Origin of the sequence: Ditibartonella choladocola, from assembly GCF_002007565.1 — a bacterium.
Classification (GTDB): domain Bacteria; phylum Pseudomonadota; class Alphaproteobacteria; order Rhizobiales; family Rhizobiaceae; genus Bartonella; species Bartonella choladocola.
In genome coordinates this window covers 872880-897429 of sequence record NZ_CP015625.1, presented here as the reverse complement: position 1 = coordinate 897429, position 24550 = coordinate 872880, and the positions used below count along the sequence as shown (strand labels likewise).

18 protein-coding genes, 1 tRNA gene and 1 riboswitch are annotated in these 24550 nt (G+C 45.2%); of the genes, 16 read left to right on the top strand and 3 right to left on the bottom strand.

Annotated features, from left to right (window positions below; translation table 11 throughout):
• Positions 1-98: 98 nt before the first annotated feature.
• On the top strand, positions 99-1457 hold the full coding sequence (locus BBC0122_RS04015; protein WP_077991579.1) for an aminotransferase-like domain-containing protein: 1359 nt from the start codon (positions 99-101) through the stop codon (positions 1455-1457).
• A gap of 596 nt (positions 1458-2053) precedes the next feature.
• Here the strand turns inward: BBC0122_RS04015 and BBC0122_RS04010 are convergent.
• Positions 2054-2144 (bottom strand) — tRNA-Ser (locus BBC0122_RS04010).
• 841 nt (positions 2145-2985) lie between these two features.
• Between BBC0122_RS04010 and BBC0122_RS04005 the strand changes: the two genes are divergently transcribed.
• The 13 genes from BBC0122_RS04005 to BBC0122_RS03945 all read left to right on the top strand — a co-directional run bounded on the left by BBC0122_RS04005 (position 2986) and on the right by BBC0122_RS03945 (position 14619).
• Entirely contained in the window at positions 2986-4257 is a 1272-nt protein-coding gene (locus BBC0122_RS04005) for a porin (protein WP_077991575.1), read from the top strand.
• A 492-nt stretch (positions 4258-4749) separates the two neighbouring features.
• Entirely contained in the window at positions 4750-5871 is a 1122-nt protein-coding gene (locus tag BBC0122_RS04000; protein WP_077991573.1) for a pyridoxal phosphate-dependent aminotransferase, read from the top strand.
• Positions 5872-5876: 5 nt separating this feature from the next.
• Positions 5877-6239, top strand: coding sequence for a DUF423 domain-containing protein (locus BBC0122_RS03995; protein ID WP_077991570.1), 363 nt, complete (start codon positions 5877-5879; stop codon positions 6237-6239).
• Between the two features lie 181 nt (positions 6240-6420).
• Positions 6421-6548, top strand: a riboswitch (TPP riboswitch).
• Between the two features lie 151 nt (positions 6549-6699).
• Positions 6700-7662, top strand: a complete 963-nt coding sequence (locus BBC0122_RS03990; RefSeq protein ID WP_077991568.1) for an FAD-dependent oxidoreductase — start codon at positions 6700-6702, stop codon at positions 7660-7662.
• 5 nt (positions 7663-7667) lie between these two features.
• A complete protein-coding gene (gene thiS, locus BBC0122_RS03985) occupies positions 7668-7865 on the top strand; it encodes a sulfur carrier protein ThiS (protein WP_077994485.1) in 198 nt (65 codons plus the stop codon).
• 5 nt (positions 7866-7870) lie between these two features.
• A complete protein-coding gene (locus BBC0122_RS03980) occupies positions 7871-8641 on the top strand; it encodes a thiazole synthase (RefSeq protein WP_077994484.1) in 771 nt (256 codons plus the stop codon).
• Entirely contained in the window at positions 8641-9246 is a 606-nt protein-coding gene (locus BBC0122_RS03975; RefSeq protein WP_077994483.1) for a thiamine phosphate synthase, read from the top strand. Before BBC0122_RS03980 ends, BBC0122_RS03975 begins: the two co-directional genes overlap by 1 nt.
• Entirely contained in the window at positions 9237-9992 is a 756-nt protein-coding gene (locus BBC0122_RS03970; protein WP_077991564.1) for a hydroxymethylpyrimidine/phosphomethylpyrimidine kinase, read from the top strand. Before BBC0122_RS03975 ends, BBC0122_RS03970 begins: the two co-directional genes overlap by 10 nt.
• Positions 9993-10102: 110 nt before the next feature.
• Positions 10103-10624, top strand: coding sequence for an O-acetyl-ADP-ribose deacetylase (locus BBC0122_RS03965; protein WP_077991563.1), 522 nt, complete (start codon positions 10103-10105; stop codon positions 10622-10624).
• A gap of 326 nt (positions 10625-10950) precedes the next feature.
• Complete coding sequence (locus BBC0122_RS12965) at positions 10951-11091, top strand: hypothetical protein (protein WP_188318081.1); 141 nt, start codon at positions 10951-10953, stop codon at positions 11089-11091.
• 37 nt (positions 11092-11128) lie between these two features.
• Positions 11129-12145 (top strand): endonuclease/exonuclease/phosphatase family protein, encoded by a 1017-nt coding sequence (locus tag BBC0122_RS03960; protein WP_077991561.1) that lies wholly within the window; start codon positions 11129-11131, stop codon positions 12143-12145.
• A 176-nt stretch (positions 12146-12321) separates the two neighbouring features.
• Complete coding sequence (locus BBC0122_RS03955; protein WP_077991560.1) at positions 12322-13431, top strand: acyl-CoA dehydrogenase family protein; 1110 nt, start codon at positions 12322-12324, stop codon at positions 13429-13431.
• 354 nt (positions 13432-13785) lie between these two features.
• On the top strand, positions 13786-14619 hold the full coding sequence (locus BBC0122_RS03945) for a uracil-DNA glycosylase (protein ID WP_077991554.1): 834 nt from the start codon (positions 13786-13788) through the stop codon (positions 14617-14619).
• Positions 14620-14636: 17 nt separating this feature from the next.
• Here BBC0122_RS03945 and BBC0122_RS03940 read toward each other — a convergent pair whose 3' ends face one another.
• The gene (locus BBC0122_RS03940) at positions 14637-15551 is read right to left on the bottom strand and encodes a DMT family transporter (RefSeq protein WP_077994482.1); all 915 of its coding nucleotides are present in this window, start codon (positions 15549-15551) and stop codon (positions 14637-14639) included.
• Between the two features lie 303 nt (positions 15552-15854).
• Between BBC0122_RS03940 and pepN the strand changes: the two genes are divergently transcribed.
• Both pepN and BBC0122_RS03930 read left to right on the top strand, forming a co-directional pair.
• Positions 15855-18482: an aminopeptidase N gene (gene pepN, locus BBC0122_RS03935; RefSeq protein WP_077991549.1), complete on the top strand. Its 2628-nt coding sequence runs from the start codon at positions 15855-15857 to the stop codon at positions 18480-18482.
• A 293-nt stretch (positions 18483-18775) separates the two neighbouring features.
• Positions 18776-21100 carry a PAS domain-containing sensor histidine kinase gene (locus tag BBC0122_RS03930; protein WP_077991547.1) on the top strand — a complete coding sequence of 775 codons (2325 nt, stop codon included), beginning with the start codon at positions 18776-18778 and terminating at the stop codon, positions 21098-21100.
• 438 nt (positions 21101-21538) lie between these two features.
• Here BBC0122_RS03930 and BBC0122_RS03925 read toward each other — a convergent pair whose 3' ends face one another.
• Positions 21539-24460, bottom strand: coding sequence for a bifunctional [glutamine synthetase] adenylyltransferase/[glutamine synthetase]-adenylyl-L-tyrosine phosphorylase (locus BBC0122_RS03925; RefSeq protein WP_077991545.1), 2922 nt, complete (start codon positions 24458-24460; stop codon positions 21539-21541).
• Positions 24461-24550 lie beyond the last annotated feature (90 nt).

Here is a 24550-nt window from a genome sequence, read left to right as displayed (position 1 = left end):
TATAATTGTTCAAATACTATTATGTTATTGAACAATTAAAATATTAGACGATAAAAAAGTAGGGAAAGAACAAAATCGGGAAAGATTAAGTTTGGCATATGAAGCACATTGATACAGAATGGTTGGCTGGTCAGATCAGCGATCGTACAACGAGAGGAATCGCAACCCGGACGAGCAATCTCATTGCAAGTGGCGAGCTTGAATTGGGTGCAAAATTACCGCCGTTGCGAGAACTGGCCTATGTTATGAAAGTCAGTCCCGCTACATTATCCAATGCATGGAAAGAGTTGCGAAAACATCGTGTAATCACCGGCAAAGGACGCAACGGTTCATGGATCAGTGGTGTGCGTACATCTCCGGGGCCGTCCCGTTTTCTGAATGCGCATCCCTCTCGCATGGGACAGGCCGGTAATTATGATAGCAATACTATTGATCTCAGCTGGTCGGTGCCTGATCCCGACTTGTTGCCATCACTGGATAAAGCGATGCAGCACGGCGTCAAAGTTGCCAATCTGAACAGTTATGATCGTGAAAAAATTCTGCCTGAATTGCGCGAGGCAGTTGAAGACCGTTGGTCCTATAAGCCGGAAGGTTTCCTTGTTACCAATGGCGGTTATAGTGCGATCCATGCCATATTGCATGCACTTTATTTTGCAGGAGCCAAGATTGCGGTCGAAGATCCGACACCTATACGGATTTTGGATATTATTGAAGATATGGGAGTTGAACCCGTTCCGGTTGCTTGCGATGAGAATGGCCCGATACCGGATGCGCTTTCAGAAGCTATAAAGCAGGAGCCGCAAGCCTTTCTTTATCAACCAAGACTTCATTCCATTCTTGGAGCCAAAATGACCTCGCAAAGATTGAAGTCATTGGCTAAAATACTGGAAAATTCAAAAATGATGATTATTGAAGATGATGGCCTTGGCGATATTTCATCATTGCCACCTTTATCTCTTGGGAAATATTTTCCCGATCGTGTCGTGCATATTCTGTCTTTTTCCAAGGCACTTGGGCCGGATTTACGTGTTGCTGTTTTGTCAGCTCCACTTTCTATCATATCTAAAATACAATCCTTTCGTGCGTTCAGTTCAGGTTGGACAAGCCGGATTATGCAATCGGCAACAGCATGGCTTTTGCAAGATGAGACAACATTAAAGGGATTGGAAAAGGCAAGAAAAATATATAAGCAGCGTCGCGAGTCTCTTTATCAAGCTTTCGATCAATATGGTGTCAATGCGTTTCCGTGCCGTGGTGAAGGTTTTAGTATCTGGCTACCTGTTCCCGATGAACAATTTGCCATGATTACATTGGCCTCAAGGCGGATTGCTGTGTTGCCGGGTAGCAAGTGTTCTGTTTATAGAACGCAGGCATTACGTATATCTACATCCAATCTGGTGGACAATTATGATTATGTGGCAAAAGCTGTAAGGTTGGCATTGAAGCTCCCGGATTAACTCTCGCTTGTCCAAAAAGATACGCGTTGGTCATTTTTTAAAAAGCATAAGATTTTTCCTTGAAAAACCCGTTGGAAACTTGATAGACCCCGATTGGAACAAACAGGAACATCTCTTCCTTACAGCCAATCATTCATCATTCTCATAGTTCCTCCATAGAAGCCACTTCTCCATTCGCCGCCAGAAGTCGACGGCACGAGCGCGTGCCGGTTTTCAAAAGACCAAGAGATGGAATCACAACACAATATCAGAATGAGCGTTCCCCTTCACCAATCCCGATTTCCTGTTCATGAAAAGCTGTCAGTACATGCATCAGGCATAACCTTCCCTATAAACCGCTCGATCGAGGGCAAGCTCTGATATAAAATGACAGTAAAAAACGATTTTAAAAAAAATTTCCTGTTAATTCCCTGTATTTTAAGAAACAGGAAATCAAAACCGCATCGGCAAAAATCCCGAACACAGACTTCTGCCTGAAAGACGTCAATCGTACCTATGGAAAACCGTCTCGACCGTGAAACGAACCGCTCACCAACAGATATTTTTGTTTTCTATCCAGTGGATGGAGAGTTATGCAGTGAAATTCATAACTTGCGTGGCGGAGAAGAAGGGATTCGAACCCTCGAGAGCCTTTTGAGCTCTACTCCCTTAGCAGGGGAGCGCCTTCGACCACTCGGCCACCTCTCCAAGAGGAGCCAATAAACATTCTTTAATGGAAGTTCAAGCAATTTTCGCGAATTTCTAAAATTTTATACATATTAATAATTCATTCCCTCGCATCGCACGAATGCTACTTCCTTCCTTCTCCTCACGGCGACGGCTTTTGCTTTTTCCTTTTTTCCTGTTTCCCCTCTCCTATAACGTCGGCTTAATCATATCCAAAATGCGCCTTTTCCAAAATTCGACTTTTCAACACGCATGTTAATTGTCAATGTCCTACAACCGACAGATTATATAATCCCGAATGCCCGATAACTTCTTATAAGTTCGAGAATGGGAGAAGCCCTACCCGTTCCCACTCTTTGCAAACCCATCCTGAAACTGACATTATTTTTATTGGCAAGTTTTTCAAACTTGGTCGAAAAACCTGTGCTTTTACGGAAGCACCAAAATCACTGAAATAAAGAATTGATACACATCAAAAATGACGAAATGTGTTACTTTTGTGAAGTTTGAAAAAATTGTTCCATATCGAGATAAAACGCTATGACGACTCGAAAACAACAGCTAGAAACAATGAAATTCGATAGTTAACCAAAAATTAACGCGAAAAATATGGTTAATAATCCACAAATAAAACTGCAAACCCCCATTATTTTTGTGTCATTTTTGCAACAAGGTACCACGATACGCGCGCTTCCTCCCCAGTTTTTCTTATTTGGCGGTTGAATCGAAAATCATGTCAGGTATGTTCGTCTCATGAAGAAGGAGCGCTTGTGTGCGACTTTTTCGGTTAAGGGGATCGGGATTCAACTTTTTCTGAACTTCGTGAACCCGACCCAATTTTAACTTTGACTGGAGGTCAGATATGAACATTAAGAGCCTTCTTCTCGGCTCCGCTGCAGCTCTCATTGCAGTTTCTGGCGCTCGTGCAGCTGACGTAGTCGTTGCAGAGCCAGAGCCCGTTGAATATGTACGCGTTTGCGATGCATACGGTGAAGGATATTTCTACATTCCTGGAACCGAAACTTGCATGCGTATTTCCGGCTATGTCCGTGCAGACATCAAGGGCGGTGACTATGTCGGCGCTCGTAAACGTGGCCAAATTGATCGTGATACCTACGCTTGGCGTACACGTGCAACCCTTCGTTTCCACACAGCTTCTGAAACTGAACTCGGAACACTGCGCACATTCATCGAATTGCGTTCACAGTGGGATCGTGGTGCAGAATACGACGGGAAAGATGCGGACTCTGCTTCAGGTCAGCTTCGTTTTGCTTTCATCGAACTCGGTGGTATCCGCGTTGGTCTTGATGAATCCATCTTCAACCACTGGACAGGTTATTTTGGTAACGTCATCAATGACGACATCTTGACCCCGATGGCTTACACACGTACCAATGTTATCAGCTACACATTCAACGCAGGAAACGGTTTCTCCGCTATCTTGGGTGTTGAACAAGGCAATGATGATGCGGACAAGTATGGTTATCGTTACTCCCATTTGGATAACGGCGACATCAACTTTAAACGCTATAAACTCAGCAGCAAGATTGATGACTATACACCGAATGTTGTTGGTGGCTTGAAGTTCGTTCAAGGCTGGGGTGGCGTTTCTGTTGTTGGTGCTTACGACGCTTATTATGAAGAATGGGCTGCCAAGGCTCGTTTGGATTTGAACGTTACCGACCAGTGGAGTGTTTGGGTCATGGGCGGATATAAATCTGCTGATGATTACTATGATCTCGATAACACATATGGTCTAAAGGATGGCAACGGACGCCATGCTGCACGTATTGGCCGCGACGGCGTCCTCAAGTATGGTATTTATCGTCAGGTCAACTCAATCTATGGTGATTGGGGTGGCGACTGGGCAGTTTGGGGCGGCACAACCTTCAAATTCAACAAGAAGGCCAGCTTCAATGCACAAGTTGCTTACGATGACACAGATACTTTTGCAGCATCCATCAACGTAAAATACGAGTTGGTACCAGGCTTGGTAATTACACCTGAATTGACATATATTTCTTGGGATGATGATTATGGCATTCGCAGTGAAGCTGCAAATGCAAAATATACCAGCTCCCTCAAGAATCAGGATGCTTTCCAGGGTATGGTTCGTATCCAACGTTCGTTCTAATTCTTAAGAGAATTATTAAAAAAAGCCGGTGGTTTTTCCACCGGCTTTTTTATTGGTATTTTCAAAATTTTACTTTTTATTTGTCTGTAAGCTCTGTCTCTGAATTATTTATTTTGACGTAATTCTTCGATATAATATTTTTAAGAAATAATTTATATGATTTATGAGCATGTTATATAAAAATATAAATACGAATTATTTTTATTTGTTTTCTTCATAAATTAATTATATTTATTTTTTTATTTTATTCATTCATTAATCTTTTTGTTTCAACAAGAAAAAATAAAACTATTCACTCCAATCATTGCTAAATAAAATACGTGGTTAGCTTACGTATTCGGTGGCAGTGTCATTGCAAAGGATTACATAGAATTGTCGTTTTTACGATTTAACACGCGGCTATAACGATTTATTGATGTCGTGAGCAAAACTGTTTGTGTTAATCATTGTGGAACGTGCTGTTGCCCGTATCCGCTGTAACTGGACTAAATTATGTCAGAAAAATTCGAGTTCCCGGCTGTCACACCTCTTATCGCATCCCTACCCGCAACAGTGCCGTTTACCGGGCCGGAGGCTATCGAACGAAAAACCGGCCGCTTATTTCGTGCGCGATTGGGTGCCAATGAAAACGGTTTCGGTCCTGCTCCATCTGTTTTGGACGCTTTAAGAAACTCGCTTGGTGAAATATGGAAATATGGTGACCCTGAGAACTATGATCTCATTCATGCGCTTGCGAAACATTACAATTTGGATCCCGATCAGTTAACCGTCGGCCCCGGAGTGGACGCGCTATTGGGATTGATTGTGCGGCAATATATCGAGCCGGGTGACATTGTTGTAAATTCGCTTGGGGGGTATCCGACTTTCAATTACCATGTTGCCGGTTTTGGCGGAAAACTCGTCAACGTTCCCTATGCAAATGATAAATGTGATCTTCAGGCACTCGCGAAAGCTGCACACGAACATAAGGCGAAAATTGTTTATCTTGCAAATCCAGATAATCCGTTGGGAACGTGGCATAACAAAAGCGATATTGAAGCTTTCATAAACAGTCTACCTAAATCCACTTTACTCATTCTGGACGAGGCTTATGGTGAATTGGCGCCTCAAGGCGACTTGCCTCCGATGTCGGAAATATGGCCGAATGTCTTGCGTATGCGGACTTTTTCCAAAGTTTACGGGCTTGCAGGATTGCGTTGCGGCTATGCAATAGGACTTCCCGAACGGATCGCCATGTTTGATAAAGTCCGCGATCATTTTTCTATCAATAAAATGGCTCAAATTGCTGCATTTCATGCATTGGCCGACCAGAAATATCTTGATGAAGTGATCGGGAAAATCAATAATGCAAAGCAGCAAATCAAAGAAGTTGCCAACAATCACGGATTGAAAACATTGCCGTCGGCGACCAACTTTGTCGCTATTGATTGTGGCCGCGATGGCAAATTTGCTAACGCTGTACTGGATCGACTTATTCAACAGGGTATATTTGTACGTAAACCATCTGTTCCGGTACTTGATCGTCTCATAAGGGTAAGTGTAGGCCCTAAAAAAGAGCTGGATCTATTTGCAGAAGCTTTTGCATCCGCACTTATAGCGGCAGATAAGGGGTGAAACATATGTCTGATTTGAATAAACGTATATTAAGCGGCTTTTCCGGACTTTATGGAGCCGGAGGTATTGCCGCTTACGCAGCAGCATCACACATCGGCGGTTATTACGAAGCTGTAGCACCTGTATTGCTTGGCAATGCCGCGGCACTTTTGGGTCTTTCGGTTGCAACCAAAAATAATATCGTCATGCGGCTTGCCGGTTTTCTTATCATTATCGGTGTTGCACTTTTTGCCGCCGACATCATGTGTCGGGAATTTGCTGAAACACGGCTTTTTCCTTATGCCGCGCCACTCGGAGGAACGATCAATATTCTCGGCTGGTTGTTGCTCATCATTGCCGCATTTTTGCCTTACGAAAAAGAAAGTTAATTGATTGCGGTGTGGCCGGTCATCGCATTTTAATAATGTCATCGCATTTTAATAATGACCTCAAGAAATATGTCGAAGCTTCTGATTGACAGTGTCGTTTTCGGAAATCAGCCTATATTTCACCCTATTGAAATTCGTTTCTGATTATTATTGACAAAAGAGAGTTTTAAGCCAAACATACGCCCCGACCTTGGGGAGCCGATAAGGCTGAGAGTCTGTAACGCGTTGGCAGCTTATGTCTACGTTCTACAGTGACCCATTGAACCTGAACCAGTTAGGACTGGCGGAGGGATGGTAGTTATATTTGGCAACTCGTCGAGCAAATGCCAATTATTTTCCAATCGCTCCAACATAATTTCACAGCAATCCGACGCGCATAGCGGGATTGTCTATCTGGTTCTTCTTTTGCTTGGGGGGGAGCAGATAAAGGCGCAACACGCATTGATTTTGGATGAAGCGAATGCAAAAAGTGAAGAAAAAAATACTCGTTAAAGGATGTGGCGTTGCCGGATTGACGAGTGCCTATATGTTGGCAAAAGCGGGAGCTGAAATAACGATCTCCGCTCCGGCAGATTCTCCCCGTGGTGCTGCAAGCTGGTATGCCGGCGGGATGCTTGCACCTTATTGCGAGAGAGAAAGTGCTGAAGCCCGTGTCGAAACACTCGGGTTACAGACAATGAAATGGTGGTCCGAAACTCTGCCTGATCTTGTTACTCATAAAGGAACTCTTGTTGTTGCTCCGCCGAGGGATAGTGCGGAATTGGAACGTTTTTCCCGGCGCACAGGCGGACATCGAAAAATCGGCGCAGATGAAATTGCAAAGCTTGAACCCGATCTTGCAGGACGTTTTAGTCGCGGTCTTTTTTATGAAACCGAAGCGCATATTGACCCGCGCAAAGCCTTGCTGGCGTTGAAGCAGAAATTGAAAGATATGGGAGCCACCTTTGTTGACATTGACGCCGATGAAGCTGGCTTTGATTTTATTGTTGATGCAACCGGATTTGCCCGTATAGATCAGGATCATGACATGCGTGGGGTTCGCGGCGAGATGTTGCTCGTCCATAATGGGGATATTTCATTTTCAAGACCGATCAGGCTCGTTCATCCCCGAATTCCGCTTTATATCGTCCCAAGAGACAACGGAATTTTCATGATTGGTGCAACCATGATTGAGAGCGACGACAATCGCCCTATCACAGCCCATTCAATGATGGATTTTCTGAATGCTGCCTATACGATTCATCCATCCTTTGGCGAAGCCGAAATTGTTGAAATAGGTGTGGGAGTAAGACCGGCCTATAAAGATAACTTCCCGCGTGTAAAACAGGAAGACAACCACATCTATGTCAACGGAATGCATCGCCATGGTTATCTCATCTCGCCTGAAATGGCGCGTCAAGTGACAGAAATTGTGATGGGTTAATGTCCATGAAAATATTCGTGAATGACGAACAAAAACAAGTCGCTGCCGAAACACTTTCAGCCCTTTTGAAAGAGCTTGATTATGAAGGGGATTGGCTTGCAACAGCGGTCAATGGCGAGCTTGTCAGTGCGGGTGAACGTGACCTTTTCAAACTTAATAATGGCGACAAAATAGAAATTTTAAGCCCTATGCAGGGAGGTTGAATACGTTGCTTGAACTTTATGACAAAAATTTCAATTCACATCTTCTGTTAGGAACGGCGCAATATCCTTCTCCAAAAATTCTTGAAGATGCGATCCGTGCTTCCCGTACGGAAATTGTAACGGTGTCTTTGCGCCGCGAAACAGCCGGTGGAAAACAGGGTGGACAGTTTTTTTCACTAATAAAATCTCTTGGCGTATCAATTTTGCCTAATACGGCCGGCTGCTATACAGTAAAAGAAGCGGTGACGACAGCAAAACTCGCACGCGACCTCTTTAAAACACCGTGGATAAAACTTGAGGTCATCGGCAATGCCGACACGCTTCAGCCCGACATATTTGCATTGGTTGAAGCAGCCCGCATTCTCAACGAAGATGGATTTCAGGTGTTTCCCTATACAACAGATGATCTTATCGTAGCGGAAAAACTGGCAAATGTTGGCTGCCGCGTTATTATGCCCTGGTGTGCTCCTATCGGATCGGCAAAAGGCCCACGGGATGTTGATGGACTGCGCACAATTCGCGCCAATTTCCCTGAACTTTCTCTGATTGTTGACGCAGGAATTGGCCGCCCGTCACATGCGGCAAAAGCCATGGAATTGGGTTACGACGGTGTTTTACTCAACACCGCTGTCGCCAAAGCCGGAGATCCCGTATTAATGGCAGAAGCTTTTGCAGATGCTGTAAAAGCCGGACAAAATGCTTTTAAAGCCGGAATGCTGGATCCGCGGGATGTCGCCGTACCTTCAACACCGGTTTTCGGAAAGGCAGTATTTTGATTAAATTGGATCCTTTTTATCTCATTGTTGACAGTGCAGACTGGATAGAAAAGCTGATACCGCTAGGTGTCAAGCTGGTGCAGTTGCGAATGAAAAATACACCCGATGAAGTATTACGCCGACATATACAAAGATCGAAACTCGTATGTAAACAATTCCATTGTCAATTGATTATCAACGATTATTGGAAAATTGCAATTGATGAGAAATGCGATTTTGTCCATCTGGGACAGGAAGATCTTGCTGATGCCAATGTCAACGAGATACGAAAAGCAGGATTGAAACTCGGTATCAGTACACATGACACGAGCGAGCTGAATAAAGCGCTTGCTGCCAAGCCGGATTATGTCGCCTTGGGGCCGATATACCAAACCATATTGAAAAAAATGAAGTGGCAACCACAAGGTTTGGACAAACTCGCCCATTGGAAAAAGCTGATCGGCGATCTCCCTCTCGTCGCAATAGGAGGGCTCAATCCCGAACGCGCCAAGGCGGCATTGAATTCAGGAGCAGACAGCGCTGCTGTTGTTACAGATATTATTATGAGTGAAAATCCGGAACAGCGGGTAAAACAGTGGCTGGAAGCAACACAAAAATGGCGCTAAGCCCCAAAATATTGATCGTTGCCGGAACCGACCCTACGGGAGGTGCCGGTATTGTCCGTGATATAGAAACGGCAAGCCATTTCTCGGTAAAAGTCGGACTTGCCGTCACATCGGTCAATATCCAGAATGACCTTCACGTTGAAGCGAAATTGCCAATGTATGGCGATTTTATTCGCGGACAAATGCTGGCCGCCCTTGAGGCTGACAGCATTTCGGCGATCAAAGTGGGAATGACCGGAACGCCTGAAATTGTTCATGCAATTTGTGGCGTTCTTGCCGAATTTCCTGATATTCCGGTTATACTTGATCCGGTGATACGGGCTTCATCCGGCGGTGTTCTTGCCGACGATATGACCGTTGCAGCCATCAAACAGGATTTGCTTCAATATTGTTATCTCACCACGCCCAATCTGCAAGAACTTGCCGCTCTGACAGATCACGGACTCGCAAAAGATCATGCCCATGCGATCATGCAAGCAAAAGCACTGGTAGAAGCCGGATCAAAATTTGTGCTTGCCAAAGGCGGCCATGAAACCGGCAAACTTGCAACAGATAGCCTCGTTTCATCCGACAGTATTCGTGATTTTTCAATTCCGCGCCTCAATGCGACAATGCGGGGAACCGGTTGCACGCTATCGACTGCAATTGCTTGTGAAATGGCGAAGGGAAAAACAATCGAACAAGCTGTTGGAACAGCAAAAGCCTATGTCTTTGAATTGCTGCGGATGCAACCTGTAGCAGTTTGAAAGAACGGCTAAAAACCCTGTTGTTATGCCCTTCTCTACCTTTTAGACATCTTCCAATTGCATTACATTTAAAGGGTTTTAGAGGTCTATAACGGGTTGAGGCAAATTTGATGATAGATAAGAACCGCATTTCCATCATGTGTGGTGATATTACGACATTGAATGTCGATGTCATCGTGAATGCCGCAAATTCTACCCTTCTTGGCGGCGGCGGGGTTGATGGTGCTATCCATAAAGCCGCAGGGTCTGAACTTCTGACCGAGTGCAAAACATTGCATGGCTGCAAAACGGGTGAAGCAAAGTTGACAAAAGGCTATCGGTTGCCTGCCCGTTTCATTATCCACACAGTCGGACCAATTTGGTATGCCGGAATGGACCATGAAGCGGAAAAACTGAAATCGTGTTATGAAAATTCGCTTCTTATCGCCAAAAACAATCAATTCAAAACCATTGCATTTCCCGCAATTTCAGCCGGTGCCTATGGTTATCCTGCCAAAGAAGCTGCAAAAATCGCCATTTCGACCACAATCAAATTTCTTGAAAAAAATGATTTCCCGCAGAAGGTTATATTTTGTTGTTTTTCAAAGGATATGGAAGAAATTTATCGCGGCCTTTACCTGTCTTCCTCATAACAACGATAATGGATAAGAAGCGCAACTATTAGGGAAAAAACGGGTTTATGCCGATCGTTTGTAAAGCTGTTTGACACGCTTTTAATAACTGAAAAAATATAAACGTTTATCGTGTTTGACGCGTTAAAGCGAAATATAAAATTTCCTATAGTTGAAACCGGTCTGCTCTCCCTGATTACTCTAATTGAAGGTTTTGCCTTCGTATAAAACAATGTTGCCCGAAACCATCAAATATTTAAAAAATTGTTAGAGAAACGAATTTTTACAAAAATAACCGGTTCCAATAAAAATAAATTATGCAATATGGTTAATGAAGGGAGCCAATTATGCTGATTCGTCGCTTTTCTATATTGTTTTTGGCGTTGGTATTTGTGGCAGCGTTGGGAGCTTTTGCGTTGTTTCATGCAAAAACGCCAGCATATGCGAAACCCATCATTGCTCCGTTAGCCAATAATTCCACAAAATAATAGTTTAATTCTGCTGCTTGAATGACAGCAAATTATAATGAACAATTATAATGGCAAATCAGACGGTAAAACCTTTACCTCCATATGGTTGATTTTCGTTGCTCTATCCACTCTGCCAGTGTTGGCCAGTCTGTTTGTAACAATTCATCCCTTTTTTGATTCACTTGCCGATATTCGCATCCCTCTCGCCCTTTTCACAATCATAACGGCAATTCCTCTCAATTTTACAAAAGCACGTCGATATAGTCTTATGCTGATTATATTTGCTTGTATCATCATCAGTCTAAGCCTGAATAGCGGCGGCCTGTTGCCAAAACCTGCACTCGCCACACGCCCGACATTCAAACTTTTGCAAGTCAATTTACGTTTCGACAACAATACGCCGGAAAAACTATTGGCTCTCATTCAGGACGAAAAACCCGACATCATCACGCTTCAGGAAGCCTCTGCGAGATGGCGGGATTTTTTCAAACAACATGGTTTGACGGTTATCGGTTGCGTTGCCGATAATGATCGCGCCGGTGCAACAGGATTTATTCTATCCGACAGGTTTTTAAGCCTGTCCGGCTTTTCCGCTTCTCCCGTTCTTACATGTTACAATGCTTCTTCTACACAAGGTTATGTTGCGAAAATAAAATTACGCCCTGAAAAAACCGGCAGATTTTCACTCGACATCATATCGGCTCATCTTTCCTGGCCCTGGCCTTTCGGGCAAAATTTACAAATGGATGAACTTCAAAACGGCACATTCAAAAATGAATTGGCCAACGACAATTCAGCCCGAATTGTTGCCGGAGATTTTAATAGCGTAACGTGGAGTAACACGGTATCGCGAATGGAAGAGCTTACCGCCACACGTCACCTTTCGGGCATCGGCCCCACATGGTTGTCATACCGATTTCCCAATTCTCTACGCCCATATCTTGGACTACCGATCGACCAGATTCTGCTTTCTTCACAATTTGATCCCGTTAAAGTCACGCGCCTTCCTTTCTTCGGCTCTGACCATCTACCGGTCATGGTCGAGTTCCAGTTTAATGATGACCTGAATTGATACAAGAAGTTTATCCAATTCCGACATTTTCATGAATTGAATTGTAAAAAGCTTTTTCTTTTAGAAAGAAATACTTCTTTTCAAGTTTTACTTTTGAATTTGAGCAAGCATTGCGCATTTAAGCTTGTGAATATTTTCTCCTAAAGAGATTTTCTCTCAATTCAGGAACAGAGCCAATGTTGACAAATGATGATGCCCTATTCGAGCTGATAAGGGAAAGCGCCGATCATGTGGAAGAATACGGGCTGACAGTCGACTTGCAAAGGCTCAACGAAAATGGTGCACTTCTTGCCTGTCTTCCCAAAAAATTCGGCGGACAGAACTGGGCATTGAACAAAAACGAAACCGAAACAAAAGCGGCGTTCGATTTTTTGCGCCGGCTTGGTAAAGCCAATCTTTCACTTGCCCGCCTTTTTGAAGGGCATCTCCATGCAGTGCGTCTCATCGAACTTTACGCCGAAAAACGTTTGAGAAAGAACATTTTTTCCAAGGTGAAGGAAGGTGCTCTTCTCGGTGTCTGGGGTGCCAGTCTCAATCAACCTTTGACATTGACGACTTTGCCAAATGGCAAATTACTTTTACATGGTACAAAACGGCTGGTCACCGGATTGGGATTGGTCGAATTTGCAATTGTGCGGTTGCGACAAAACGGAAACGACGCCGATCAGCTTGCAATTGTTGAAGTCAACGATACATCCCGCCAAATGATCGAATATTGGGATGCTTCGGGTATGCGCCCGACACTTACCGGTTCATTCGATTTTTCAGGCATCGAAATAAAAGAAAGCGACCTTTTAGGGGAACCGGGCGATTATCATCAGGAACCACACTATATCGGCGGCGTCTGGCGTCATAGTGTCGTCCATCTTGGCGGGGCAGAAGCAATTATAGATACCTGGCGGGAGATGCTTATCCGGAAAAATCGGCTTGATGATCCGTTTCAGCTTACGCGTCTTGCAAAAGCGCGTTCCGAAACACTTGCTGCATCTGCTATGCTGTTTAAAACCGCGTGTCTTGTTGAAGAGGCTACACGCTCTCCCACGAAATCGAATATTGACGATGCTGTTTTAGCCTGCCTGCTGGCACACGACCAGATGGAGGATGTCTGCGTTAGAATTTTAAACCTTTGCGAAAAATCATTGGGTATGGAAGCCTTCATTGAACGTTGCCCGATAGAGCGGATGCGTCGTGACCTTTCAATGTTTATTCGCCATATTGCCCCCGATGCCCGCCTTTTACAGGCGGCCGGTTTTCTCATGGAAAGGCATGGCGAACCGCTTTGGTAGCCGGTTTCTCGAATTAGGCTTTATAGCTTTCTTATGTAATAGAGAAATGGCGGAAACGGACGCAATCCGTCTTAGAATATCTTTTTAACAGATAATGTTTTCTCTCCATTGCCGGATTGGCGACGCTCTATCCGGTTTTTCACGACATATCCGATTTTTTACGACATTCATGAATTTCGTCTGTTGTGCTTTTTTGAAAATGGCACAATAAAACAACGTATCACACGAAAACTGCATCATCATTTTTACTATTTCACACTCTGACATAGTTAGCCATCCGGAACGTTTCATATCCGGCCTTGCAGAGTTTTACCGCTTGATCTATTCATGAATTTCAGGAAACATAAGGCTACGATGTCAGACCGGCTCAACAATACGATTTCTTTTGAAGAATTGCTCGGCTTTTATTCGGAAGCCGGAGTTGATACCCCCCTGTCCGACACCCCCGTTGATCGTTTCAAGCAATCTGCCGAAATTGCAAAACGGCTCGTTGCGGCGGCGAACGAAACGACTGAACAAAAGCAAAAAACGGCTGTTCACCGCCCGCCCCGGCCAGCGCCTCAACCTCGTATTTCTGTTGAAGGACAGGTCGCAACAGCAACAGAGCTTGCCCGCAACGCCAAAAATCTTGAGGAACTTTTTGAAGCTGTCAAATCTTTCAATGGCTGCACATTGAAACTCACAGCAAAAAATACCTGTTTTGCCGACGGCACACCGAATTCAAACCTTATGCTTGTCGGCGAAGCGCCGGGACGGGAAGAAGATTTACAAGGTATTCCTTTTGTCGGACGCTCCGGAATGTTGCTCAATCGTATTCTCGGCGCTATCGGCCTTACCCGTAAAGAGGTTTATATTGCCAATACAATACCATGGCGGCCGCCTGGTAATCGTACCCCGACACCGATGGAAACCGAACTCTGTCGCCCGTTTATCGAACGCCAGATCGAATTGGCTGCACCCAAAATTCTGGTTGCTCTCGGCGGGCCGGCAATGCAAGTCCTGACCGGTGTCAAAAACGGCATCATTCGCACAAGAGGAAAATGGCTTTCGCACAAACTCGAAAACGGCCAATCCATTCCGGTTATGCCAACCTTCCACCCTGCTTATCTGTTAAGAACGCCAAGCCAGAAAAAACTTGCATGGGCGGATTTTCTGGAAATCCGCAATGCATTGAACGGGCTTTCGTAAAAAGCAGAACGTTGCAATCAACGATGTTTATGAAACAGCGCACGGTGGCGTGTGTGGTTTTTTCCGATAAGATGGGATTCACGCAATATAATGAAAATACCAGAGCCGATCACCAGACACGCTCCGAACAACATTGCAAGCGTCGGGATTTCATTAAAAATAAAATAACCGCTCAAAAGGCTTAATAACATTGACGTATATTCAAAAGGTGCAACCGTTGAAGGTTCGGCATGCCGATAGGCCTGCGTCATGAAAATCTGCGCAATACCACCGAATAAACCCGCCAGAATGAGCATGGAAGCCTGATAAAAATCGGGAACAACCCAACCGAATGGCAGTGTCACCAAAGAGATAATACTTGATGTTATCATAAAATAGAGGGTGATTGTTGTTGTCTTTTCGGTGAAGACCAGTTTTCTGACAAGCAACATCGCAATAGCCGCCATAATAGCGGCTCCAAGGGCAGAAAGTGCGCCAACCGATGCACCGAGATCGGCATTTGCCGAACCAAGAACAGTCAGGCGTGGCCACACGATAATCAAAACACCAATAAGGCCGACAATAACCGCGCTCCAACGGTAAAAATATACTTTTTCATGAAGAAAGATGGCGCATAAGACGACAAGAATGAGTGGTTCACCATAACCGATTGCGACAGTTTCAGGCAGCGGTAAAAGTGTAAGTGCATAGAAGCTGAACAGCATTGAAAAAGTACCGAACATTCCCCGAAAGACATGACCGGTAAGATTTTTGGTATAAAGCACCGTTTTAAGCTGTTTGAGCGACATGACCCAAAGAATAATCGGGACAATGCCGAAAAACGACCGGAAGAAGCTCAGTTCACCTGCCGGAACTCCTTTTGCCGATTTCAAAAAGCTGTACATAACAACAAAACAGGCAACTGATAAAATCTTCATCCAGATTCCGAGCATAACATTGCCCGAAGGGGCTTGCGGAATTTCCGGTGACTGTTTTTGCACGTGTTCTCTCCTGTCGGGTGGCATTCATCCGGCATTCAATAAGACTGTGCCTGAAAAATTTTGAGCCGGTTTTTAATGCGAAGCCTTGGCCATTCATATACGACCTGCCAATCAAAATAAATGTCGGTCGGCTTTGCCAAATGAAATTTTGTAATCACATTGGTGTGCATGAACCGAGATTTCTTTTCAAGTCGGTTGTCGTTTCAATCAAATATGCTTACCTTTCAGGTAAACTCCTAGAAAAAGGCATGATTTATGACCAAATCCGACACTCCCGTATATCGTCTTGAAGATTACAAGCCCACCGATTACGCAATTTCACATACCGAACTTGATTTTTCGCTTCATCCTACTGAAACGATTGTCAAATCGAAACTTTCACTTTCACCACGAAAAAACACCAAACCCGGCACACCGTTAGTCCTTGTCGGGGATGAGTTGAAATTGTTGTCGGTTGCAATCAATGGTCACGAACTTGCTTCCAAAGACTATTCGGCAACACCTGAAAAACTGGAAATTCACACACCTCCTTCAGGCAATTTTATTGTTCAGATCACGACACAGATCAATCCGAAGAAAAATCGCCAATTGATGGGGCTTTATCTTTCCAACGGCGTTTATTGCACCCAGAACGAGCCACAAGGCTTCCGCCGGATCACTTATTTTTATGATCGGCCCGATATTCTTTCGGTTTTCAAAACCCGCATCGAAGCTGATGAAAAGAATGAACCGGTACTTCTTTCCAATGGCAATTTGTTGGAAACCGGAAAACTGGAAAACGGGCGGCATTATGCAATCTGGGAAGACCCGCACCCAAAACCTTGTTATCTTTTCGCCCTCGTCGGTGGTGCACTAGACCATTATGATGATAGTTTCACAACTATGTCGGGACGGAAAGTAAAACTCGGAATTTATGTCGAAAAAGGTAAAAGAGAACGCGCAGCCTATGCGATGGATTCACTCAAACGCGCAATGCGTTGGGATGAAGAAAAGTTCGGGCGCGAATATGACCTTGATATTTTCAACATTGTTGCGGTTTCCGACTTCAATATGGGGGCAATGGAAAATAAGGGGCTGAATATTTTCAATGATAAATATGTCCTTGCCAACCCCGATACAGCAACCGATTTCGATTATGCAGGCATAGAACGCGTTATTGCACACGAATATTTTCACAACTGGACCGGTGATCGTATTACCTGTCGCGACTGGTTCCAGCTTTGCTTGAAAGAAGGTTTGACCGTCTATCGCGATCAGGAATTCTCGTCTGACCAGCGCTCGCGTCCGGTTCACAGGATTTCCGACGTTCGTGTATTGAAAATTGCACAGTTTCCTGAAGATGCAGGGCCGCTGGCTCATCCGGTTCGCCCACGGCAATATCGCGAAATCAACAATTTTTATACCACAACCGTCTATGAAAAAGGTGCAGAAGTCGTGCGTATGGTTCATACCATGCTGGGCGACGAGCTTTTCCGCAAAGGTATGGACCTCTATTTCCAGCGCCATGATGGTGAAGCTTGCACAATTGAAGATTTCATCGCCTGTTTTGCCGATGTTTCAGGACGTGATTTTTCACAATTCATGCTGTGGTATGAGCAAGCCGGAACACCCACAGTAACAGTTGATAGCCATTATAAAGATGGTGTCCTGACACTTGATTTGACCCAGACCGTTCCCGACACCCCCGGACAATCCGATAAAAAGCCGATGGTTATTCCGCTTTCCTTCGGTCTTTTGGGCAAAAACGGCAAAGATATGCCCTATCAGGCCGATAATCACATAGAAAACAATGTCATTGTTTTGTCCGAAGCAAAACAGACTGTTCATATCCGCGATCTGAAAGAAAAGCCTGTTTTATCACTGTTGCGCGGTTTTTCGGCTCCAATCAATCTGAAGATGGAAGAAAGCGACGATGACCTTGCCTTCCGCGCCCACTTTGATACTGACGAAGTCAATCGCTGGGAGTCGCTCAACAAGTTAATGGGCAAGGCGCTGGTCAATGCAATTGCCGACCGTTCAAATGAAAAACCGGCTATGCCCGAAAAGCTTCAAACACTGATTGAAGCCCTTCTTGACGATGACACATTGGAACCTGCTTTCCGCTCGCTATGCCTGCAATTGCCTTCGGAAATCGAGCTTGCACGTATGATAGGCCACGATGTCGATCCCGACCGCATTTACAATGTCCGCCAATCGTTTATGAAATCCTTGGCAGATCATCTGAAACAGAAAATGCTGCATGTCTTCGACAAGATGAAGACGGAAGGTCATTATTCGCCAAAAGCCGAACCGGCAGGTAAACGCGCCTTGAAAAACACGATACTCGGTTATCTTGCGCTTGCCGAAGCGACCCCTCTTCGGGCTTTCGAGGCTTATAAGAAGGCCGACAATATGACAGACCGGATGGGGGGATTGTCCGTTCTTGTTCATCTCTTCAATGAAACAAATGAAGCCAAAGAAGCGTTATCCGATTTTGAAAAACGCTATGGCAACGACCCGCTTGTTATGGATAAGTGGTTCTCTGTTCAGGCGACGGTCCATGGTGAAAAAACTCTGGATCACGTCAAAGAACTTATGAAACATCCGCTCTTTTCGCTTGATAATCCGAACCGGACACGTGCACTGATAGCTTCATTTGCTGCATCGAACCAGACAGGCTTCAATCGGGTTGACGGTGAAGGATATAAATTGCTGGCCGATATTATCCTGACGGTCGACAAGGAAAATCCGCAACTTGCAGCGCGCCTTTCAACATTCACGCGGTCATGGAAACAACTGGAGCCGAAGCGCCAAAGCAAGCTCAAGGAACAATTGGAGCGGATATTGAAAGCACCGAAGCTTTCGGTTGACGTTTCAGACATCGTAAGCCGCACATTGGGTTGACAATAAAGCTTAAAAAATTCAGGCGGGAAGCGCATGCTTCCCGCTTTTTTCGTTCATATTTTTTAAATTTGTTAAAAAATAGAGATAGTTAGAGTACCAATCGGGGTCCACTCGAAAACTCGTCATTAAAATTTTCTTAAAGCTTTTGTTCTAAGCTTCATCAATGAAAAACGTTATTGAGCAAAGAAAAAGCTGGACAGGACGAATCAGTTTTGATTCATTGGCCTTGTTCGGGTGTTTTGCGTACCGAATCAGTTCTCCGGTTAATCTGTTAATGATAGAGGGGGCCAGAAATGGCACATTTGGACGCGTTTGACGCGCCCACTGGGACGTTTGTTGATTCAAAACCTTCGCTCAAAAAGCGCAAGGCAGGGTCAGCGCATGTCGATTTGCTCTCTGGACCTGCCTATAAGCGACTGCTCATTATCGAGCCATGGCTTAGACGTGCTATTCCTCTTATTATTCTGGTTTTTCTTGTTTTGCTTGCTGCAACACGTCTGGTTCAGCTTTATGAGTGGCGCCAAACAATTGACACAACAGCAAGATCTTCCATCATGCTCGCAACCGGACATATCGGCAGTTCGATTGATCGTTCCTTTTACACAAAACAGGAAGACAGCCAGAATCCGGCTTCACTTTCAAACAACGATTTACAGAATATTTTAATAGACTTCCGTACACAGGGTTTGATTACCAGTTCGGCGCGCATTGCCATTGTTGACGAGGCCGGTATTGTTGTTGCAGCTTCAGGAATGGAAACGCTTATCGGCCATCCTTTATCGGATACAGTTGGCGATGCGCAGGCTCTCTTTGTTCTTGGTCGCAGCGCCGGTGTTATGCAGGTCAAGATAGGCGGAAAAGCATCGCTGGCGTCGTTCGATCAGGCAGGACAAGGGAAATTCGGTGTATTTGTAGGGGAAGAAACCGAACAGATATATCTTGAATGGCGCAAGACCGTCTCAATCAATATCACTATATTCGCCGGAACAGTCGGTGTCATTCTGGCGATCCTTTACGCATATTATGCCCAGGCTGCGCGTGTTCGCGATACCGATCTCATTTCTGAAAAAATCCAGAACCGTATTGATATGGCGATGATGCGCGGGCGTTGCGGTTTATGGGACTGGAACATGGCAAGCGGGCGCGTTTATTGGTCACGCTCCATGTATGAAATGCTCGGCTTCAAACCGAAAGATGCACTTCTGTCAATCTCCGAGATTACATCCATTATCAATCCTGCCGATGCCGATCTTTATGAATTGGCACGTGATTTGATGAGTGGCGAAAAAGATCACATAGACATCAATCTTCCTATGCGCCATGCGGATGGCCATTATGTGTGGATGCGCATTCGTGCCGAAGTTGCCCAAGAAGAAGAAGCCCACCTTGTCGGAATTTCATTTGACATAAGCGAGCAACACCAATTTGCTGAACAAACGGCACAGGCTGACTTGCGCATTCGCGATGCAATAGAAAACATTTCCGAATCCTTTGTTTTGTGGGATTCGGAAGGTCGACTGGTCATGTCGAACAGCAAATTCCGCGAATATGCTTCACTGCCCGACCACATGTTACAACCGGGTGTCCAACGGGCTACAGTCGAAGCCATGGCAAAGCCTGCAATCAACGAAATGTCGGTTGAACATGACAATACAGGTAACTTTACCAGCATTCGCCAGATGGCTGACGGAAGCTGGCTAAAAATCAACGAACGACGCACACAGGACGGCGGTCTGGTTTCGGTTGGAACCGATATTTCCGAACTCAAACAACAACAAAAGAGTTTGGAAGACAGCGAGAGACGGCTTTATTCCTTCATTCAGGAATTGAAACTTGCCCGCCAAAGTGCCCAACAACGTGCGACCGAAGTTGAAAAACTGAACGAAAGTCTGCAATCCGAAAAAGAACGCGCCGAAAGTGCCAATAAGGCGAAATCCGAATTTTTGGCCAATATGTCGCATGAATTGAGAACCCCGCTCAATGCCATTATCGGTTTTTCGGAAATGATGATACAGGGCACTTTCGGCCCCTTGGGGTCGGAACGTTATGCCGAATATATGAATGACATCCATAATTCGGGTACACATTTGCTCACACTTATCAATGATATTCTTGATATGTCCAAAATTGAAGCCGGACGCTTTACCCTATCAAGTGAAAATGCCGATCTTGAGCCGATTATCAGCGAGACATTGCGCACTTTGACACCGCAGGCACAAGAGAAAAATATCACTGTCACCGCCGATATTACACCCAAACTTCATGGTGACATTGATCGCCGTGCTATTCATCAGGTATTCCTGAATATTCTTTCCAATGCAGTCAAATTCACACCGTCAGGCGGACATATCGACGTTAAAGGCTATCAGCGGGACGACAAGCTTATCTTTGTTTTCTCCGATACCGGTGTCGGCATTCCTGAAGCTGCGATTGCCAAACTCTGCCAACCTTTCGAGCAAGTTGAAAACCAGTTTACCAAAACCCATGCCGGTTCCGGTCTCGGACTTGCTATCTCCCGTTCTCTCGTTGAACTGCATGGCGGCAAACTTGATATAGCTTCCAAAGAAGGTAAAGGAACAACCGTTACCATCACCTTGCCTATGACACAGAAGCATTAATGACCTCTATGTTTCCTGACGGCAAAAATAGGAAACGGTGAGCACTTTTCTAATCCCGACATGTTTTGACAAGTGATGATTAAATCGCGGTGACTTCACCCTTATGTCTTACCCACGCCCGTAACACCTTCCACCTTTACCCGTTTAACCTCTTGTCACAAAAATCAAATTTGTTCTGCCAATTCTGACCAGCATTAAAGTATCCAACCTTGAACAACACTTTCAATTTGGCCGAATGATAAACCGGCATATTGCCGAGAAAATGCATTTTCTCCGACATAGGCGCACGACATTGATCGGGCCTTCCGTCAATTTTTCCATGAACAGGCTAAAACGGGCAGAAAAGCATTTTTCGCTCTATTTCAAGCCTTATAGATTTTTCATCTCATATTTTTGCGCAACCATAAAATGAATGACAAAGCCCTAATCGGGGAAAAATCAGACAACCACCTCATCGAATATTGTGCCGACAATCTCTGCCATTTCGGAAATCAGGCTTTCAACGCGGCTCAAATCCGGCTCGCCAACAGTTCTTTGTAAGAGATCAGCCAAACCGGGTGGCATATCGTCGGGATTGAGCTTTTCATTCAGACAGAGGCGCATAATCTGGCTCAAGTTTGTATATATCCGATAAGCATGATGAAGTTCGCCCACTGATGAAATAGACAGGAAGGATTGCGGCAACCGTTCCAGCACTTCGCCTGTCGTGCGCCCCGCCAAAAATTCGGTTTGATGCGTAATGAGGGCAAATTGGGCAATAAATTCAAGATCAACCTGCCCGCCCCGCATTGTTTTGAAATCCCATATATTTAATGGCGGTTTTTCCTGTTCAATGAGTTCGCGCATTTCGCGCACATCGTGGGCAACTTTTTCTTTATCGCGCTTCAACGCGATGATCGCCGCCACTTCATCTTCAAGTTGCTGCAAAAACATCTGGTCGCCTGCCACACCGCGCGCACGCGTCAAGGCCAGATGCTCCCAAACCCATGCATCATTGCGCTGATATTTCCCGAATGCCTCGAATGGAACCGCAACCGGCCCCTTATTTCCCGACGGACGCAACCTCAGATCGACTTCGTAAAGAACCCCCTCGCCTGTCGGTGCAGATAAAGCCGATACCAGACGTTGCGTCAGACGCATATAATATTGGGAAATATAAAGCGGCTTTGCACCATCCGACATTTCAGTCTCATTGTCGTAATCATAAAGAAGAATAAGATCGAGGTCGGAGCCTGCGGTAAGCTCGTAACTGCCGAGTTTACCCATTCCCAATATACCAACGCGTCCGCCTTTGACAAAACCATGCACCCGGCCGAATTCGGCTTCGACCGCAGCAAGTGTATTGGCAATCATCAAATCGGCAAGATCGGTAAAGGCACGCGCCGCACGTTCACCTTCAATAGCTCCATTCAGAAGTCTGATACCGATGAGAAAACGTTGTTCATTGGCAAAAAGCCGCAACTGGTCGAGAATATCTTCATAATTGGTGACACCACTTAAAAAAAACTCCAGCCGGTTTTGAAGATAGGTTTTCGTCGGCAATTCGGCAAAAATTGCCGGATCGAGCATCCCGTCGAAAATATGTGGTTTTCTGGTGATAATATCGGCAAGGCGCGGTGCCGAACTCATGATGAGAACCAGCATATCGAGCAATGAAGGATTGGATTGTAACAGGCTGAAAAGCTGGATACCGGAGGGTAGCCCTTGCAAAAATGCATCAAATCGCGACAATGCCTCGTCGGCCCTTTTGGTTGCACCGAACGCTTTGAGAAGCGCAGGCGTCAACTCGGTCAATCTTTCTCTAGCTTCGGCAGATTGGGTTGCATGATAACGCCCGAAATGCCACGTCCTGATGATACGACAAATATCGCTTGGACGCGAAAACCCCAGTTTGGATAATGTCGCAAGTGTGCCCGGATCATCGTCTTCACCGGTAAAAACCAGATTTCCGGCGTCTGAACCCAGTTCCTTTTCCTGTTCAAACAAGGCCGCATAATGGTGTTCTACAGTGGTGAGAGTTTCCAGAAAATCACGCGTGAAATCATTGGTGTTGTTATAGCCCATCAGATAGGCAACACTGGTAAAACCTTCGTCATCTTCCGGAAGAATGTGGGTTTGTTCGTCTTCCAGCATCTGGATTCGATGTTCGACATTGCGCAAATATGAATATTTTTCAGTCAAAACATCACGTGTTTCGGCATTTATCCAGCCAAGTGAACAGAGTTCGGCAAGCATATCGACCGTGCGTCTTCCCCGAAGTTCGGGAAATCTTCCACCGGCAATCAGTTGCTGGGTCTGAACAAAAAATTCGATTTCACGAATCCCGCCGCGGCCAAGTTTGACATTATGTCCACGAACAGCAATTTCACCATGACCTTTATAGGCGTGAATCTGCCGTTTGATCGAATGAATATCGGCAATGGCCGCATAATCAAGATATTTGCGCCAAATATAGGGCGACAATTCATGCAAAACCGCTTCACCCGCTTTGACATCACCGGCAACCGGACGTGCCTTTATCATGGCGGCGCGTTCCCAGTTCTGCCCGCGACTTTCATAGTAATGGAGCGCGGCACTGACTGGAAGAGCAAGCGGCGTTGAACCCGGATCCGGACGCAATCTCAAATCAATGCGAAAGACATAACCGTCGGCAGTGCGTTCTTGCATAATACGGATAAGCCTGCGCATCATTTTCGAGAAAACATCGATACTCTCGTAAGGATCGCCGATATGCGGCGACATTTCGTCGATAAAAACAATAATATCTATATCCGAAGAGTAATTGAGTTCGCGTGCGCCGAGTTTGCCCATACCAAGAACAATAAGCCCGCAATCTTTTTCCGGATTGTTGTAATCGGCAAGATTGATTTTACCTTGATGATGCGCTTCCCGTAATAAAAACCGCAATGCCGCCCCTAATGTGGCTTCGGCTAGTCTTGTCAACCATTCCGATGTCATTGCCGATGTGAACAATCCTCCAAGATCGGCCAATGCAATCAACACATGCATTTCAAGCTTTTTGCGGCGCAACTGCGCCATCAACAGCGCTTCGGTTATATCCGCCGTTTTATCTATCCCGCCGATTTCTGCAAGCAATTCTTCCAGTCGTTCGGATATGTCCTTATCAAGAAGCGGAGCAATAAAGTCGGGATTACGTATCATGGTTTCACGCAAGAAAGGTGAAAGCGTCATGATTGTACCCAGAAATTCCGATTGCCCCTTCCCGCCGGAGATTTCATCTGCAAGCTGGTGAAGATTTTCCTCACGGGCTTTCTCTGCCATATCCGACAACCATTGCGGGCCGGTTTCGTTAAGCGGGGTTAAATGTTTCAACGTCATAGTCCAAAAAGCGTTTTGCATCACTATTCATCTTCCCTGCTTCATTCCCGAAGTTTGAAACAATTCTTCAAACTCTTTAGAAATCAATAGAAAACCATTTGTTCAGAAACG